Raw genomic sequence first — 3,677 nt, forward strand, 5'->3', positions numbered from 1 at the left:
AATCCGGCACCGTCACTGGCCGCACGTTTCGCCTTCAAAGAGGCCACATTCAAAGCACTGTCACCATTGGGCCAGAAGATTTATTACCGCCAGGTACAAATAGTCAACAGTCCCTCCGGGGCGCCTGAGGCAGAATTTCTGTCGGAGGAACTGAATCGCAAATTCAAACTAAAGGTAACATTGTCACATTCCCGTCATGACGCCATCGCGATAGTATTGGCGATCAGGCTCTGATCACTTGTCGGCATACATCTCGATGATCTCTTCCATCTTCTTGCCGAGGATATCATACTTCCTGCCGATTTTTATGAAAGCTTCTACCGCCTGGTCGAGATGATTCTTTTCATGCGCGGCCGAAAGCTGTACCCGGATTCGAGCCTGCCCACGGGGTACCACCGGGAATGAGAAGCCGATCACATATATCCCTTCGGCAAACATATCGGAAGCCATGTTCTTGGCCAGACGGGCCTCGCCCAGCATAATCGGAACAATCGGATGAACACCATCGCGGATATCGAATCCTGCTGAAGTCATCTGCTCGCGGAAATACCTGGTATTCTCGTGGAGCTTGTCGCGCAGGCTGGAACTTTCGGTCAGCAAGTCGAGAACACGCAGGCTGGCGCCAATTACTACCGGGGCAACTGTGTTCGAAAAAAGATAGGGCCGTGAACGCTGGCGCAGAAGTTCGATGATCTTCGCCCGCCCGGAGGTAAAACCGCCCGAGGCACCTCCCAGCGCTTTGCCGAGCGTGCTGGTAATGATATCGATCTTGCCTTCAACTTTACAATACTCGTAACTGCCTTTGCCGTTTTCGCCCATGAAACCTGTCGCGTGGGAATCATCGACCATAACCAAAGCATCGTATTTCTCGGCCAGATCGGTTATTTCCTGCAACCTGGCAATATCACCATCCATTGAAAAGACGCCGTCGGTCGCGACCAGGCGGACTTTTTTATTTTGGGTTTCCTTGAGATGTTTTTCCAGGTCGGCCATGTCGTTGTGAGCGAAACGACGACGTTCCGCTTTGCAGAGCCTGATGCCGTCGATGATACTGGCATGGTTCAGCGCATCGGAAATGACCGCGTCGTTATCGTCCAAAAGCGTTTCAAACAATCCACCGTTGGCATCGAAACAGGAGGAATACAAAATCGTGTCCTCCATGCCCAGAAAATCGGCTACCTTCTTTTCGAGTTGCTTATGGATATCCAGGGTGCCACAGATAAACCGAACCGATGACATCCCGTAGCCGTATTGATCCAAAGTCTTCTTGCCGGCGTCGATCAGGTCGGGATGATTTGCCAGTCCCAGATAATTATTGGCGCAGAAGTTTATAACTTCGCGGGGCTGTCCTCCCGGCTCAGAGGCTTTTATATCGGCTGACTGTTGCGAACTGATCAGGAGCTCGTCCTTGTAGAGACCGTCATCCTTGATCGATTCGATTACCTCATTGTATTTTTCAGCGGAAGTCGAGTAAGTCATGGCTAACTCCATTTATTGCGGTTAACTGCGTTCGCAGGTTTCTTCCATTATCGCTGAAAGCTAAAATATATCAGCGTGAAGGACTTGTCAACTCGCGGGAAAGCTTACTTTTTCAACGGGATTCTGACTGTATAGGTGGCACCATGTCCGGGCCTGGAATCGACATCGATTTCACCCCTGACCAACTCAACTCTCTCTATGATATTGATCAACCCCATACCCTGTTTGCGGGTTTCGACCTCGAAGATATTGGCCGGATCGAAACCCCGCCCGTTTTCGCTGATCTGGAAAACCGCGCAACCGTTGTCGATAGAATTCTTAAATAGGATTCTGCTCGCCTGGGCGTGTTTGTGTATATTGATCATGATTTCCTGGATTACACGGAAGACATGCGCTTCATGGCGCGGTTCCAGGCTGAGCTGTTCTGCCTTTATATCGACTTCGATTTGAAGTTCGACTTTACGTCCGAAATCTTTGAGATACCATTCGATAGAAGGCATCAGTCCTAAATTGTCGAGTATCACGGGCCGAAGATCGGCGGAAATCTTGCGCAGGTCCGATATGGTGTCGGAGATATGGCGGATAACCCCGCTTAACTCCCGGTTGATGCTGTTTTTTTCCATCCGCGATTTTTTGAGGATGTTTTGAATCTGGAGCTTGGAGAGGCTGAGCGCCTGCCCGATACTGTCGTGGAGTTCCATCGAAATCCGCCTGCGCTCATCCTCCTGCACCCGTATTACCTCAGATGTAACCGCTTTGAGCATATCACGCTGGTTGCGAAGGGCGCGTTCGGCCTGTTTTTTATCGGAAATATCGCGCGCGACGATCTGGATTGCCGGCTTGCCCAAAAACTGCAGTGGAAGCGAAGCTACCTCAATATCGATCATTTTGCCGTCGAGACGCCTGGCCCTGTCTTCGACATAACTGAACTGCTTTTTATCTTTAATGACATCCCGGATACGCGCGGAAATGTACTTTTTCTGTTTATCCGGAACGAAGTTCATCAGGCTTTTACCAATGATATCCTCAGGATTCTGGCCACCCAGCATCTTCGCACCGGCCTGATTGATATAGACGATCTCGTTTTCGGCCTGGATCGCAATCAAGTCGGGCGAAAGCTGAGCCAGGGATCGAAACTGTTCTTCGGATTCACGTAAAGCTTTTTCGGCCAGCTTGCGCTCGGTGACATCGTAACCGATCGCCTGGATCTCCTGGATTTTTCCGCTGTCGTCAAACAGGGCGCGCATGATCCACTGTTGCCAGCGGAGCTTGTCAGTGCTTTTAGGCACCTCGAGCTCAAATGAAACAACCGGTGATTTGCGAGTTAATTTTCTGAACCTGAAGAATAACTCATTTCGATTATTCCGCGGAATAAAATCGAAGAAACTATTGCCGATCACCTCTCCCTGAGAGACTTCATAGTACTGGCAAAAAAACTGGTTGACAAATGTCATGCGTCCAACTTTTCTAAACCTGCAAACCAGGGCAGGCATATCTTCGACCACCGCGCGGTAACGCTCCTCGCTCTCTCTTAATGCATCTTCAGCCTGCTTGATTTCAGTGATATCGATCGCCGAAGCAGACATATACAGCGGGTCGTTGTTTTTATCCCTGATCATTGTCAGGCTCATTAATGTGGGAAATACTTCCCCATTTCTGCGCGTCCTCCAGACCTCGATTGCGGTCAAACTGCCTGTCTCGATGACTTCATCCCAGACTTGCCTGACCCATTTCAATTGCTTGCGCGTGTGAAGAATTGAAATCGGTTTGCCGAGAATCTCTGCGAGACTGTAACCATGCATTTTTGCCAGGCTCTCATTGGCATAAATCAACCTGCCCTGCATATCGGCAATGCCGGTGGCGTAGGCGGCCCGGTCAGCTATTGTCTTGAACTTACGGATTTCATCTTCGGCCTTTAAACGTTCGGTTATATCTTCGACCATCTCAATCGCAGCTGTTATTTTGCCACTGTCATCTTGAATTGGCGAGGACACTATTCGAAAACTGCGCTGACCCTGACCCGTATAAGCTTTCGCTATCGATTCATGACGAGCGCCATCCTCGAAAGTCTTGCTGGTTGGACAGAACGGGCAGATCTTGTTTCTAAGTGGCTTTTGAAACTGCCTGTAGCACAACGGACGCTTGGTTTCGTCGATATGCGGAAACCACTTTTTCATCTGGTTATTAAGCGAGAGAAT

The 3,677-nt window shown here is 49.7% G+C and carries 3 protein-coding genes; 1 reads left to right on the forward strand and 2 read right to left on the reverse strand.

Features of this window, described 5'->3' with window-relative positions:
• Positions 1-234: 4'-phosphopantetheinyl transferase superfamily protein (locus tag GF404_05745; protein MBD3381685.1), on the forward strand; the 234-nt coding region annotated here is incomplete at its 5' end.
• On the opposite strand, the gene kbl is transcribed toward GF404_05745, so the two are convergent.
• On the reverse strand, positions 235-1,479 hold the full coding sequence (gene kbl / locus GF404_05750; GenBank protein ID MBD3381686.1) for a glycine C-acetyltransferase: 1,245 nt from the start codon (positions 1,477-1,479) through the stop codon (positions 235-237).
• 104 nt (positions 1,480-1,583) lie between these two features.
• On the reverse strand, positions 1,584-3,677 hold a 2,094-nt coding region (locus GF404_05755), incomplete at its 5' end, for a PAS domain S-box protein (GenBank protein ID MBD3381687.1).

Source organism: Candidatus Zixiibacteriota bacterium, assembly GCA_014728145.1.
Taxonomy (GTDB): domain Bacteria; phylum Zixibacteria; class MSB-5A5; order JAABVY01; family JAABVY01; genus WJMC01.

Coding starts and splice junctions, on each gene's coding strand:
- kbl (MBD3381686.1), bottom strand. CDS start 1,479: ATGACTTACTCGACTTCCGCTGAAAAATACAATGAGGTAATCGAATCG.